Origin of the sequence: Tsuneonella dongtanensis, from assembly GCF_001698205.1 — a bacterium.
GTDB lineage: Bacteria > Pseudomonadota > Alphaproteobacteria > Sphingomonadales > Sphingomonadaceae > Tsuneonella > Tsuneonella dongtanensis.
This window is the reverse complement of sequence record NZ_CP016591.1, coordinates 2,809,279-2,822,523: the sequence shown is the minus strand read 5'-3', so window position 1 is coordinate 2,822,523 and position 13,245 is coordinate 2,809,279. Positions and strand designations below refer to the sequence as shown.

14 protein-coding genes, 1 pseudogene and 1 riboswitch are annotated in these 13,245 nt (G+C 65.9%); of the genes and pseudogenes, 11 read left to right on the top strand and 4 right to left on the bottom strand.

Annotation, left to right across the window (positions count from 1 at the left end):
- Positions 1 to 29: 29 nt before the first annotated feature.
- Positions 30 to 1,814, top strand: a complete 1,785-nt coding sequence (locus tag A6F68_RS13725; RefSeq protein WP_067681313.1) for a DUF885 domain-containing protein — start codon at positions 30 to 32, stop codon at positions 1,812 to 1,814.
- An 86-nt stretch (positions 1,815 to 1,900) separates the two neighbouring features.
- Complete coding sequence (locus A6F68_RS13720; RefSeq protein ID WP_067681310.1) at positions 1,901 to 3,490, top strand: PAS domain-containing sensor histidine kinase; 1,590 nt, start codon at positions 1,901 to 1,903, stop codon at positions 3,488 to 3,490.
- A gap of 1 nt (position 3,491) precedes the next feature.
- Here the strand turns inward: A6F68_RS13720 and A6F68_RS13715 are convergent, their stop codons facing one another.
- A complete protein-coding gene (locus A6F68_RS13715) occupies positions 3,492 to 3,959 on the bottom strand; it encodes a response regulator (protein ID WP_067681307.1) in 468 nt (155 codons plus the stop codon).
- 160 nt (positions 3,960 to 4,119) lie between these two features.
- On the opposite strand from A6F68_RS13715, the gene A6F68_RS13710 reads away from it, so the two are divergent.
- The 7 genes and pseudogenes from A6F68_RS13710 to A6F68_RS13680 all read left to right on the top strand — a co-directional run bounded on the left by A6F68_RS13710 (position 4,120) and on the right by A6F68_RS13680 (position 10,339).
- A complete protein-coding gene (locus tag A6F68_RS13710; RefSeq protein WP_084001847.1) occupies positions 4,120 to 5,925 on the top strand; it encodes a flavin-containing monooxygenase in 1,806 nt (601 codons plus the stop codon).
- Between the two features lie 82 nt (positions 5,926 to 6,007).
- A riboswitch (TPP riboswitch) is annotated at positions 6,008 to 6,115 on the top strand.
- A gap of 30 nt (positions 6,116 to 6,145) precedes the next feature.
- Positions 6,146 to 8,008, top strand: coding sequence for a phosphomethylpyrimidine synthase ThiC (thiC, locus tag A6F68_RS13705; RefSeq protein ID WP_067681304.1), 1,863 nt, complete (start codon positions 6,146 to 6,148; stop codon positions 8,006 to 8,008).
- Between the two features lie 96 nt (positions 8,009 to 8,104).
- Positions 8,105 to 8,347, top strand: a complete 243-nt coding sequence (locus A6F68_RS13700) for a DUF4160 domain-containing protein (protein ID WP_067681301.1) — start codon at positions 8,105 to 8,107, stop codon at positions 8,345 to 8,347.
- Entirely contained in the window at positions 8,322 to 8,582 is a 261-nt protein-coding gene (locus A6F68_RS13695) for a DUF2442 domain-containing protein (RefSeq protein ID WP_067681298.1), read from the top strand. Before A6F68_RS13700 ends, A6F68_RS13695 begins: the two co-directional genes overlap by 26 nt.
- Positions 8,569 to 8,888, top strand: a pseudogene (locus A6F68_RS13690) (phosphomethylpyrimidine synthase ThiC); the annotation flags it as partial. The gene A6F68_RS13695 and the pseudogene A6F68_RS13690, both read left to right, overlap by 14 nt.
- A gap of 116 nt (positions 8,889 to 9,004) precedes the next feature.
- Positions 9,005 to 9,472 (top strand): DUF488 domain-containing protein, encoded by a 468-nt coding sequence (locus A6F68_RS13685; protein WP_067681292.1) that lies wholly within the window; start codon positions 9,005 to 9,007, stop codon positions 9,470 to 9,472.
- A 42-nt stretch (positions 9,473 to 9,514) separates the two neighbouring features.
- On the top strand, positions 9,515 to 10,339 hold the full coding sequence (locus tag A6F68_RS13680) for a hypothetical protein (protein WP_067681289.1): 825 nt from the start codon (positions 9,515 to 9,517) through the stop codon (positions 10,337 to 10,339).
- A 267-nt stretch (positions 10,340 to 10,606) separates the two neighbouring features.
- Here A6F68_RS13680 and A6F68_RS15110 read toward each other — a convergent pair whose 3' ends face one another.
- A complete protein-coding gene (locus A6F68_RS15110; protein ID WP_157096753.1) occupies positions 10,607 to 11,215 on the bottom strand; it encodes a hypothetical protein in 609 nt (202 codons plus the stop codon).
- A 71-nt stretch (positions 11,216 to 11,286) separates the two neighbouring features.
- Here A6F68_RS15110 and A6F68_RS13665 point away from each other — a divergent pair, with 71 nt between their 5' ends.
- The gene (locus A6F68_RS13665; protein ID WP_067681281.1) at positions 11,287 to 12,204 is read left to right on the top strand and encodes a hypothetical protein; all 918 of its coding nucleotides are present in this window, start codon (positions 11,287 to 11,289) and stop codon (positions 12,202 to 12,204) included.
- Positions 12,205 to 12,252: 48 nt separating this feature from the next.
- Here the strand turns inward: A6F68_RS13665 and A6F68_RS15255 are convergent, their stop codons facing one another.
- Positions 12,253 to 12,390 (bottom strand): hypothetical protein, encoded by a 138-nt coding sequence (locus tag A6F68_RS15255; protein WP_198152620.1) that lies wholly within the window; start codon positions 12,388 to 12,390, stop codon positions 12,253 to 12,255.
- 122 nt (positions 12,391 to 12,512) lie between these two features.
- Between A6F68_RS15255 and A6F68_RS15250 the strand changes: the two genes are divergently transcribed.
- A complete protein-coding gene (locus A6F68_RS15250) occupies positions 12,513 to 12,668 on the top strand; it encodes a hypothetical protein (RefSeq protein WP_198152619.1) in 156 nt (51 codons plus the stop codon).
- A 27-nt stretch (positions 12,669 to 12,695) separates the two neighbouring features.
- Here A6F68_RS15250 and A6F68_RS13660 read toward each other — a convergent pair whose 3' ends face one another.
- Positions 12,696 to 13,184, bottom strand: a complete 489-nt coding sequence (locus A6F68_RS13660) for a YaiI/YqxD family protein (protein WP_067681278.1) — start codon at positions 13,182 to 13,184, stop codon at positions 12,696 to 12,698.
- Positions 13,185 to 13,245 lie beyond the last annotated feature (61 nt).

The window sequence follows — 13,245 nt, the reverse complement described above, 5'->3', positions numbered from 1 at the left end:
GCGCTCCATATCCTTCGCAGAGGAATGACATGACCCTTCGTACCCTGGCCGTGCTCGGCCTCGTCGCCCTTCCGCTGGCGGCATGCGCCACCGTTCCCGAAGCGGCTCCTCCGCCGGTAACCGCCGTCACTCCCGAGGCGACGCCGGCGGAGCGCCTGCGCGACCTCTTCGCGCGGTCCGACGCCGCGTTCCTCGATCGCAATCCTTCGACTTCGTTCAGCCGCGGCGACTACAGCCGCGCCGACCGCATCACCAACAGAGCCGCGCCGGACTATTATGCCGTCGAGCGCCACGCTGCCGAGGTCGCACTCGCCGAACTGGCGACCATCGACCGTGCGGCGCTCGGCCCGGTCGACCAGATCGCCTACGACGTGTTCGCCTACGACAAGCGCCGCTGGCTGGCGGGGACCGAGGCTGAGGTGGCGAAGTTTCGCCACGCCCTTGTCATCGACCACCGCAGCGGGGAGCACATCACCTATCCGCGGCTTGCGAGCGCCGGCGGGCAGATGCCTTTCGCGACCGTGGCCGACTACGAAAATGCGCTGAAACGGCATGCCGCGTTCGCCCGGGTGCTCGACGATTCGATCGCGCGCCTGCGCGAAGGGATGGCGGCAGGGGTGGTCCACCCGCGCGTGTCGACCGAGATCATGATCGCCCAGCTCGATACGCAGCTGAAGATGCGCGTCGAGGAGATGCCCTACTGGACCCCGGTCGCGGCGTTCCCCGACGCGATCGGTGCCGCGGACCGCGCGCGCCTGACGCTGGCGTTCCGCCGGGCGATCGAGACCGACATCCGTCCCGCTCTCCAGCGGCTGCGCACTTTCCTTGCCGAGGAATACCTGCCGCGCTCGCGCGATAGCGTCGGCCTCGGCGGGGCTCCGGGCGGCGACGCCTATTACCGCTACCGCGTCGCCGAAATGACGACGCTGCCGCTGACCCCCGACGAGATCCACGCGACAGGGCTCGCGGAAGTCGATCGGATCGAGCAGGCGCTCGCCGCCGCGCGGGCCGAGGCGGGGGACCGCAAGCCGGTCGTCTACAAGGACAAGGCTTCGCTCACGCAGGCCTGGTACGCCCTGCAGAAGCGCGTCGATCCGCTGCTGCCCCGGCTCTTCGCGACGATCCCGAAGACCCCGCTCGAAATCCGGCCCTACGAGGAGTACCGCGAGGCGTTCAACCTGGCCGCATCGTACAACTCGGGCGACGTGAACACCGGCAAGCCGGGCATTTTCTACTTCAGCGGCTACAACCTGGAAAACCGCGAGGTCTCGCCCACGGTCTCTCTCTACATGCACGAAGGATCGCCCGGGCATCACTTCCAGAACATGACCGCGGCGGAGAACCGCGACCTGCCCGATTTCCTGCGGTTTGGCGGGTTCACCGCTTACGGCGAGGGGTGGGGGCTTTATGCCGAGAGCCTGGGCTACGAGCTTGGCCTCTACGACGACCCGGTCGAGCGGATCGGCGCGCTGGCGGGCGGCGAATTGCTGCGCGCGGTCCGGCTGGTCGTCGATACCGGGCTGCACGCGAAAGGCTGGAGCAGGCAGCAGGCGATCGACTACATGGTCGCCCACGGCCAGCCGCGCGATCTCGCGACGAGCGAGACCGACCGCTACATCGTGATGCCGGGGCAGGCGCTCGCCTACAAGGTCGGCGAGCTCAGGATCAAGGCCATGCGCGCCCGCGCGGAGGCCGCGCTGGGCCCCCGGTTCGACGTGCGCCGCTTCCATTCGCAGGTGCTCGAGACTGCCGACCTTCCGCTGGCGGTGCTCGAGGCCAAGATCGATGCGTGGATCGCCGCGGGCGGTCCCTAGGGAACAATCCTGACCCCCGGCTTGGTTCGGGGGCAAGGGGTCACCGCCTATCGCGGCATGATGCTGCCCTTCCGGACTTTCCGGCCATGACCACGCCCGGCGCCGCGCTCGATCCGGCCGTTGTCGAAGGCTGGGTGGCGGCGATCGACCGTTCGCAATTCGTGCTGGAACTCGCCCCCGACGGCACGATCCTCCATGCCAACGCGCTCATCTGCGCGGCGCTCGGCTACGCGCGGGAGGAACTGGTCGGTCGCCGTCATCGCGACATCATCCTGCACCGCGAGGAAGCCGCCTGCGACGGCGAACACGCGCACCGCACCATCTTCTACCGTGCAAAGGATGGCAGCGAGCTGATCGTCCAGGCGACGTCCAGCCCGATCGTCGGGAGCGACGGGCGGCCCGAGCGATTGCTGCTGCTGGGGATCGACATGACCGAGCGCAGCGCATTGGAAGCGGCGCTCGAAAGGGCCGAAGCGGACCGGCGCGCCCGCACGACCATTCTCGCCGCGATGAGCCGCGAGGTGCGCACGCCCATGTCCGGGCTGCTGGGTTTCGCCGAACTGCTGATGCATGGCGAGCTGGCGCCCGATCAGTACCGTCAGGCGCGCATGATCTTCGATTCCGGCCGGACCATGCTCTCGCTGATCGAGGACCTGCTCGAGGTATCGCGGATGGACGATGCCGCAACCGAGGTTCAGGTCGAGCCGGTCGACATCGGGGACAAGGTCCGCGCCTGTGCCGACCTGATGCGCCCCGCGGCCGAAGCCAAGGGCCTTGTCCTGCGGTGCGAGGTCGATCCCGACCTGCCGCGCCGCAGCGCCTGCGACGCCCTGAGACTGCGCCAGATCGTGCTCAACCTCATCGGCAATGCCGTGCGGTTCACCCCGCGGGGCTGGGTATCGGTCTGCGTCGAGCCGGCATGGGACGATCGGACGGCAGTAGCGATCTCGGTGACCGACACCGGGATCGGGATGTCGCGGGACGAAGCCCGCGCGGCGCTGGGCAACGAGGATCCGGCCGGCCGGCTCGCCCATGCCCGGCCCTCGTCCGCCGGACTTGGATTGACGATCAGCGCAGAGCTTGCCCGCCTGATGGGCGGCACGCTGACACTGGCGAGCGAACCGGGGCGTGGCACACGCGCCGAGCTGCGCCTGCCGCTGCGCCCTGTTGGGGCCACTGCGGGCGGCGGTGCGCGAGCGGTGCCGCTGGCCATCGCCCGCGAACCGCGCCGGGATGCGCCGCGGGTGCTGGTGGTCGAGGATCACGACGTCAACCAGGCTCTTGCGCTGGACCAGCTCCAGAGCATGGGCGCGCGTGCGGACGTGGCCGCCGACGGGGCGGAAGCGATCGACATGCTCGCCGGGGCGAGCCGGGCGGGCGACCCCTATCGCCTGGTGCTGATGGACCTGCAGATGCCCGGTATCGACGGGATCGAGGCGACCCGCCGGTTACGCGCGCTCGGGTTCTCGCCAGAGGTGCTGCCGATCATAGCCCTGACTGCCAACGCAACGACCGAGCACGTCGCGGCCTGCCTGTCCGCCGGGATGCAGGGCCATCTCGCCAAGCCGACCGCGTTCGATTCCCTGCGCTATGCGCTCGACCGGTGGGCTCCGGCCGGTGCAGGCAGCCCACCGGTGGAGCGCCGCCGCAGGGATCGCGCCGCCGCGCGCGCCTGACCTAGCAGAAGCGCCGGGCCGCGTTGGCGGGGCCCACCAGCCGCATCCTCGCGCGGCGGTCGTTCTCCTCCGCGAGCTCTTCCATGCTCGGCCCGCGAAGCGCGGCGAGGTGGATGAGTTTTTCGGCCTGGTAGACGATGTCTTCCGGGGTGGCCGGCTTGACGAGGTAGGCATTGGCGCCCTCGAACCGGGCGATCTGCTGGTCGGCGAGAGTCTCGCGTCCGGTCAGCATGAGGACGGGCAGGCTGACGAGGCCTTCGCCCTGGCGGACGATGCGCAGCGCCTCGATCCCCGAAAGGCGCGGCATGTTGCAGTCGAGGATCAGCAGGTGCGGCAGGCGAAACCGCACCGCTTCGATCGCCTGCAGGCCGTCGGTGAAGTGCGCGACGGCATGCCCCGCCTTCGCCAGCGCGTCGATGGTCGTCGCGGCAGAAATCTCGTCGTCTTCGGCAAGCACGATCAGGCTCATGGGTGCGTCCCTCCTTCAAAGCGTGAACCGCCTTAACGGAAGGGGCATGATCCGTGGTTTCGGGCCGTCTAGGGATTTACCCGTGCGCGCCGGGGTTGCACTGGCGGTGCGATAGAGGCACATCTCCATACCGATACTTCGGAGAGGGAATGCGAGACCGATGAACGCCGCCGCCACGATGCCCGCGATCGACCGCGAAGCACTGCGCCGCAAGTACGCGGAGGAGCGAGACAAGCGCCTTCGTGCCGATGGATCCGCGCAATACCGTCGGCTCGAAAGCGAGTTCGCCGACCTCGCTACCGATCCCTATACGCCGGTAACCCCGCGCGATCCGGTGACCGACCATGTGACTTTCGCCTTCATCGGCGGCGGTTTCGCCGGGCTCGTCGTCGGGGCGCGACTGAAGGCGGCGGGGATCGACGACTACCGCATCGTCGAGAAGGGCGGCGACTTCGGCGGCACCTGGTACTGGAATCGCTATCCCGGCGCGCAATGCGACACGGCGAGCATGATCTACATGCCGCTGCTCGAGGAGACCGGGCACATGCCGAGCGAGAAGTACGCCCACGCGCCCGAGATCCGCGAGCATTGCAGCCGCATCGGCCGTCAGTTCGGACTGTACGAGAAGGCCCTGTTCCACACCCAAGTCACCGCGCTGGAATGGGACGAGGGTGCAAACGTCTGGCGCATCGAGACCGATCGCGGCGACAGCTTCACCGCGAAGTACGTGGGCCTTGGCACCGGGCCTCTGCACGTCGCCAAGCTTCCCGGATTGCCGGGTATCGAGACCTTCAAGGGCAAGAGCTTCCATACCAGCCGGTGGGACTATGCCTACACCGGCGGCGATCCCGAGGGCGCGCCGATGGACAGGCTTGCCGACAAGCGCGTCGCGATCATCGGTACCGGGGCGACCGCCGTGCAATGCGTGCCGCACCTGGCGCGCGACGCGAAGGAGCTCTTCGTGTTCCAGCGCACCCCCTCTTCGGTCGACGAACGGAACAATATCCCCATCGATCCCGAATGGTTCGCCGACGTGGCGAAGCCCGGCTGGCAGAAAGCCTGGCTCGAGAACTTCGTCGGCAATCTGGGCGGAGGCTTCGCGAGCGAGGACTGGGTGCAGGACGGCTGGACCGACCTCGGCAAGCGCATCCGCAAGGAGATTCTCGCGCTGCCGATGGATCAGCGGAACCCCAAGACCGTGCTCGCCGCCTACGAGGATGCCGACCACGCGAAGATGGAGGAAATCCGCCAGCGCGCCGAGCGGATCGTCGAGGACCCGGAGGCCGGGCAGAAGCTCAAGGCGTGGTACCGCCAGCTGTGCAAGCGCCCGTGCTTCCACGACGAATACCTGCAGGCGTTCAACGAGCCCGGGGTCACTCTGGTCGATACGGACGGCAAGGGTGTCGAGCGGATCACCGAGCGCGGTGTCGTGGCGAACGGGGTCGAATACCCGGTCGACTGCATCGTCTACGCCTCGGGCTTCGAGGTCGGCAGCGCCTATACCGAGCGGGCCGGTTTCGATGCCAGGGGGCGGGGCGGGGTGACGCTGTCCGAGCACTGGGGCGATACCATGCGCACGCTCCACGGACTGCACATCCACGGCTTTCCCAACCTGTTCATGGTGCAGCCGACACAGGCCGCGAACCTGATCGCCAACGTGCCGCACAATATCGTCGACCACGCCGACACGATCACCGCGGTGGTGTCCGAAGCCGAAGCGCGCGGCGCGGCGACGGTCGAGACGACCGCCGAAGCGGAATCGGCGTGGGTCGATCTGATCGCCAGCGGTCCGGGCATGAACCTGGGCGGCGATGCGTGCACGCCGGGATACTACAACAACGAAGGCCAGGGTTTCGCCGACCGCACGCGGTTCTTCGCCGGGCATCCGATGGGCGCGCTGGCCTATTTCGCCCACATCGACGCGTGGCGGAAGTCGGGAGAATTCAAGGGGCTCGCGTTCGGCTGAACGGATCGCGCAGGCGAAGGCGGGTTTTTCGCCGGAGAGGCCGCCGGGCGGCTGGACCGTCCCGCCGCCTTCGCCTAACATCGCTCCATCCCCGGGGAGCGCGCGTGCGCTGAGAGGTGGGTTTCGCGCCCCACGACCCGTCGAACCTGAACCCGTTAGCACGGGCGGAGGGAGGGTCGCCGCCAAGCGCTCCCCGTCCGCCCCGGAAGGACAAGAGCGCATGGCCGACATCAACTCCACTTTCGACATCGGCGTCACCACCGGCCCCATTCGCGGCAGCCGCAAGATCCACGTCGGCCCCCTCGGCGTGGCCATGCGCGAGATCGACCTCGAGCCCTCGAGCGGCGAGCCGCCGGTGCGGGTCTATGACACCTCGGGCCCCTACACCGACCCGGCAGCGCAGATCGACATCCGCAAGGGCCTGCCCCAGCTCCGCCGCGAGTGGCAGCTCGCCCGCGGCGACGTCGAGGAATACGCCGCGCGCGAGGTGAAGCCGGAAGACAACGGCCAGCTCGGCCCCGACCGCTCGGGCGGCGTCCCGGCGTTCCCCAACGTGCGCCAACGGGTGCTCCGTGCCAAGCCCGGCGCGAACCTCAGCCAGATGCACTACGCCCGCCGCGGCATCATCACGCCCGAGATGGAATACGTCGCCATCCGCGAGAACATCGGCCGCGAGCAGATCGCGCGCGAGATGGACGGCAACAGCTGGGGCGCGGCGATCCCGGAGTATGTGACTCCCGAATTCGTCCGCGACGAGGTGGCGCGGGGCCGCGCGATCATCCCCTCCAACGTCAACCACCCGGAAGCCGAGCCGATGGCGATCGGGCGCAACTTCCTGGTCAAGATCAACGCCAATATCGGCAACTCCGCGGTCGCCAGCGACGTCGCTTCCGAGGTCGACAAGATGGTATGGTCGATCCGCTGGGGCGCGGACACCGTCATGGACCTCTCCACGGGCCGTAACATCCACGACACCCGCGAATGGATCATCCGCAACAGCCCCGTCCCCATTGGCACCGTGCCGATCTACCAGGCGCTGGAAAAGGTCGGCGGCATTGCCGAGGACCTCACCTGGGAGATCTTCCGCGACACGCTGATCGAACAGGCCGAACAGGGCGTCGACTACTTCACCATCCACGCCGGCGTGCGCCTGCCCTACGTCCCGATGACCGCCAAGCGCGTCACCGGCATCGTCAGCCGCGGCGGCTCGATCATGGCCAAATGGTGCCTCGCGCATCACAAGGAGAGCTTCCTCTACGAGCGCTTCGACGAGATCACCGAGATCATGAAGGCCTACGACATCGCCTATTCGCTGGGCGACGGCCTGCGCCCCGGCTCCATCGCCGACGCCAACGACGAGGCCCAGTTCGCCGAGCTCTACACGCTGGGCGAGCTGACCAAGCGCGCCTGGGAGCAGGACGTGCAGGTGATGATCGAAGGCCCCGGCCACGTGCCGATGCACAAGATCAAGGAGAACATGGACAAGCAGCTCGCCGCCTGCGGCGAGGCGCCGTTCTACACGCTCGGCCCCCTCGTCACCGATATCGCGCCCGGCTACGACCACATCACCAGCGGCATCGGCGCGGCGATGATCGGGTGGTTCGGCACCGCGATGCTCTGCTACGTCACGCCCAAGGAACACCTCGGCCTGCCCGACCGCGACGACGTGAAGGTGGGCGTGGTCACCTACAAGCTCGCCGCCCACGCCGCCGACCTCGCCAAGGGGCATCCCGCCGCCAAGGTCCGCGACGACGCGCTCAGCCGCGCCCGCTTCGAATTCCGCTGGCGCGACCAGTTCAACCTCAGCCTCGACCCCGACACCGCCGAGCAATACCACGACCAGACCCTCCCCGCAGAAGGCGCCAAGACCGCCCACTTCTGCTCGATGTGCGGGCCCAAGTTCTGCTCGATGAAGATCACGCAGGAAGTGCGGGATTTTGCGGCAAAGCAGAACTCGGAGAGCTATCTCGCGGCAACCGCGCCGGTGGCGGATGCGGAGAAGGGGATGGACGAGATGAGCCGCGTCTACAACGAGACCGGGCGCGAGCTATACATCGGGCAGGGCGATCGGGAGCATGATTGAGCGTCTACAAGGGGGGGTGGAAATCATCCCCCCCAATTTCTACCCCTCGCGCGATGCGCGAAATCGAGCTTCAGACTGTCGGGAAAGGATCACGCCATGCCGACAATCTTCCGGATCGGGCCTTACCGGTTCTACTTCTTCAGCAACGAGGGGCTGGAACCTCCGCACGTCCACATCGATCGCGACGAGGCCACGGCGAAGGTCTGGCTCGACCTGATCGAACTGGCACGCAGTCGCGGCTTCCGTCCGCAGGAAATCGGTGGCATCATGCGCCTCGTCGAAGAGCGACAGGCCGAGTTGCTGGAGGCATGGCATGACCATTTCGGAACGCCTGACTGACGAGCGGGTCAGCGACGTGCGCTGCACCGACGACACGCTGACGGTCGATCTGATGGACGGCCGCACGATCTCCGTCCCGCTCGCCTGGTTCCCCCGCCTCGCGACCGGCACTCCCGCCCAGCGCGCCAACTGGCAGCCCTGCGCCGGGGGTCTCGGGATTCACTGGCCCGATCTCGACGAGGACCTGAGCACGGCGGGCCTCCTCGCCGGCAACCCGGTGCCGAGGGCGGCGTGAAAGCGGCTGGCGCGACCGGTTCTTGCCTCACCCGACCCCGACACCGCCGAGCAATACCACGACCAGACCCTCCCCGCGGAAGGCGCCAAGACCGCGCACTTCTGCAGCATGTGCGGGCCCAAGTTCTGCTCGATGAAGATCACGCAGGAAGTGCGCGACTTCGCGGCGAAGCAGAACTCGGAGAGCTATCTCGCGGCGACAGCGCCGGTGGCGGATGCGGAAGCCGGAATGGACGAGATGAGCCGCGTCTACAACGAGACCGGGCGCGAGCTATACATCGGGCAGGGTGACCGGGAGCATGACTGACACGCCCGTAATGGTCCCATGCTAAGTGAGTCTCGATTGCAACAGCGAGTGATTTTTCGAAGCGACCTTGAAACTGGTCGATTCCATTTTTTCTCGGGTCCGACCAAGGTGCCTGTATGACGACACTTTACACCATCGGTTACGAGGGTGCTGAGCTCAGCGATTTCCTCGCGACCCTGAGCGAAATGGGTGTTCAGCACGTGGCGGACATTCGAGACGTGCCCGTTTCACGAAAGAAGGGCTTCTCCAAAAACAAACTAGCCGAAGCTTTGAGCGGTGCCGGGATTTCGTATTCTCATTTCAAAGCTTTAGGAGATCCAAAAGAGGGCCGCGAAGCAATGCGTAGCGGCGATAGGGATCGCTTCTTTACAATCTTCGAGCGTCACGTTGACCAGATTGAAGCTCGAGACGCGATGACTGAATTGGCTGACGTTGCTGCAGAGGTCGATACTGTTTTGTTGTGCTATGAGCGCGATCCTAAAGACTGCCACCGAACCATTGTCGCCTCGATGATGCGAGATGATGGGCTGATCAGGCAGTTCAAGCATCTAGGTGTGAAAAAATACGCGCGGGCTATTTCGTAAGGCTAAAGCATCGTTAAGCTCTCCATCAAATGCGAGGGCTAAATGTCAGTAGTCGACGAACAAATCCTGATCCTCTGCAAAACGTATCCTTCGCCGAGCGAAAAATACGTGGAGACTTCTTGCGTCGCGGGAATGCGGGAAAATGGTGCGCTTATTCGCCTTTTCCCTGTGCCATTCCGACTTGTGTCGGCAGATAAGCAGTTCAAAAAATGGCAGTGGGTTACGGCGAAAATCGAGAAGGCTCGTAAAGACCACCGTCCCGAGAGCTATCAAATTAAGATTGATACGTTGGATTGTAGCGCAGAGGCCCTTCCGACGCGAAACAGTTGGGCAGCGCGTCGTGCGGCCCTCCAGAGCACGCCGGTTTTTCGTACCTTCACCGATATTGAGCGAGAGCGTTCAGCCAATGGCACAAGCCTTGCCCTCCTTCGCCCCTTAAAACTTGTCGGGCTGGACATCGAACCGGTCAAACCCGCCGACTGGACCGAAGAGGAAATTGCCAAACTGCTCGCAGAGCAGAGACAAGGCGCGTTATTTGAAGAGGATAAAGCTGAGCTCAAGACGCTCAGAAAACTACCATTTGCTTTCCACTATCGTTACGAATGCGTGGGGGCCGCTGGTGTTATCCAGCAGTTTCGACACAAAATTGTCGACTGGGAGGCCGGGGCGCTTTTTTGGCGGTGCCAGCGAGAATACGGCAAAGATTGGGAGAGGAAATTTCGCCAGCGTCTTTGGGACTACATGAACACGCGCGATATTATTTTCTTGATGGGAAATATTCACCGATTTCAAAACCAGTGGTTGATCGTCAGTCTTCTCTATCCACCTAGCGAATTGGAGCGAACTCAAGGCGACTTATTCGCCTAAACGGGCCCCAACCGCACCAACTCACGGTCCAGCGCCTGCATAAAACGTGAGCCCGCAAGTGGCCTTTGGCCGTCTCCGCCTTCGGCTCCGACCCCCTCCTTGCCGAACGGTGCGAGCCCGCCACCGCTGCCGTCCGGCGGTCCGTCCATCCCGTCGCTCAGGTCGGCCATGATGGCGCGGGTGGCCACGGTGCACTCCGCGGACAGTATGTTAAACTAGCCCGTAGATTGTCGCTTGGCGGAGAGCTTCACCACACCGCATGCAGCACTACGGTCGAAGTGAGAAAAGGAAGAAGGTGGGACGCCGGTTGTCCGGTGGCCTGAGGCACCAGCAGTAAAACTGCCCCTCCTTTGCGAATTGTCTGATCTCGGTTTCCGCACGCTCTGCGGTGTCGTCGTTCTCGATAAAATATAGAGAGACGATAAGTCCGGCGACGGGAACGCCATCCACGCTCTCGATAACTTGGCGCGCGCAGCGCTGCGCTTCGGTCATCCAATATTTGAGACGGCCGTCGGCGCGAGATGCACCGACGCTAAGACGTTGTTTGAACTCGAAAGCCCAATGACGTCGATCTGTATGCAGCCATAAGTCGGCGCGCCCATGCCGCTTCCTCTGTTTTACCTTGTCTGGGTCCTTCTTACTTTGAGTCAGCTTTTCAGTCGTACACTCCGCAAGTGTAACGTGACCCGCCAACGAACCAGCCGCAGCCAGCAGAGCAACACTTGCCGTTTCATTGTAGGCGAACGGATCATCGTCGTTCCACTTAGCGATATGCCGATCGTAAAGTTTGGCAGCATGAGAAAGCCAATCCCGCCAAACTTCGATTTCCAGTGTCCGAGGCCGACCTGAGACCAGTTCCAATTTAGTCTTGGCCATTCCACGTCCCCCCCATCCAACTCTCCAAAAAGACTTTCCTACATCCCTCCTTTTGTGCCTTAAACTCTCGGATGAGCAAGACCAATTCGCAGCGCCTGACCGCCAGCGACTCGCCCGCCCCTTCCGCCGATGCCGACGAATTCGGCCTCGCCGCGCCCGACTACGATCCCGCCGAATACCGCTGGGTGCCCGTCCGTCGCCGTCCGCGCTACGACGGGTGGACCGAAGAGAAGCAGCGGCGGTTTATCGAGGTGCTCGCGGATACCGGGATGGTCGGCCATGCGGCGCGCGAGGTCGGGATGACGCGCAGCAGCGCCTATCGCCTGCGCCGCGCGGCCCATGCGGGGGCCTTTGCCCGCGCGTGGGACCGGGCGCGCGAGCTGGCGGGCGCGATGCTGGAGGACCTGGCGTTCGAGCGGGCGATCGAGGGGGTCGAGGTGGAAACCTACGATGCCGCGGGCCAGCTTTCGGGCGCGCGCACGGTGTACAACGACCGGCTGCTGGTGTTCCTGCTGCGGCATCTCAAGCCAGAGATCTATTCGGCCGCCGCGCGCGAGCGGCGGGGCGGGGCGCTGCTGCAGGCGGGCTCGCACACCGGATCGCACGTGGCGCCGGACGGTCGTACCGCTAACGACGCCTCGCTCGATGCGGCGCTGCGCGCGATGGAGCCCGAGCCGCCCGCGCCGCCCGAAACGCTGGTCGAGGGCGGCGACCTGGAAAGCGCGCTGCTCACCGCCGAGGTCGCCAACGGCACGCTGCCGCGGTTCCTCTCCGAACAGCGCGCGCCCCGATCGCCCGAGGCGGTCCGTGCCGAAGCGCTGGCGGCGCAGCTCCGCCGCGGCGAGGCGGCCTACGCGAAGGCCGGCCGCGAGCCGCTGTCGGACCAGGAATACGACGACATGTGCGCCTACATGGACCCGGCCGAGGCCGCCCATGCGCGTCCCGGGCGCCCGCAGCGCTCCGCCCCGCAGCCCCGCAGGTCCGGGTGATTCAGGTGTCGCTTTCGTGTCGCCTTTCGCGGCTGCCCGCGCGGGTCCTCAGCCGTTTTTCATGTTCTCCAGCCCCTTGATCCCGCCCGGCTTGAGCGTGGGCTGCGAGGCGTTGGTCTTGGGTTCGTCCTTGTTCGCCTTGGGTTTGCGGATTTCCCTGTTCGACTTGCGTTGGCCCTTGGCCATGATCGGTTCCAATCGGGGCGGAAGGCCCCGGCTCCATATGGGGTGCCGCACCGCCGATGCCGCGCGAAATGCGACGGGCCGAGGGGCTGGCCTCGCGCGCGGTTCGCAGCCATAGGCGGCTGATGGCCGATCTCTATCTCAAGAACCTCGAATCCGAACGGCGCCAGCTCTGGGCGACCTGCCGGCTCAAGGGCCTGCCGCGCGGCTCGGAAGAGCGGCTGCGGATCGCGGCGATCGACGAGGCGATTGCGGCGCACAAGGCGAAGACCAGGGGCTAGCGCAGGGCGCGGGCGTTCTTGTTCGCGCTACCGCTCTGCTGCTTGAGCGCGGGAGAGCCGCACCAGCTCCCTTTCCAGCGCCTGCAGGAACCGCGAGCGGTCCTCCTTGCGGAACGGGGCCGGCCCGCCACCGGTCCCTCCCAGCGGCCCGTCCATCCCGGCGCGCAGGTCGGCCATGATGGCGCGGGTGGCGATCGCGCTGCCGATGCTGGCGGCGTCGAAGGGCTTGCCGGTGTGGGCCAGCACGGTCGCGCCGGCCTTCAGCGCGCGGTCGGCGAGGAGGATGTCGCCGGTCACCACCAGCGTGCTCGGCGACGCGTGCTCCGCGATCCAGTCGTCCGCCGCGTCGAAGGCGTCCGAGACCGTCACCCGCTTCACCCGCTCGCTCACGGGCACGCGGAACACCTGGTTGCTGACCACGCGGACGTGTGCGCCGTGCCGCTCGGCTACGCGGTATATCTCGTCCTTCACCGGGCAGGCGTCGGCATCGACGAGTATGGTGACAGGCTCGCTCATGGCGGTGGGTGTAGCGGGGCGCGATTCTGACGGAAAGGGCGGAGCCGAACCCCGCCCGAGG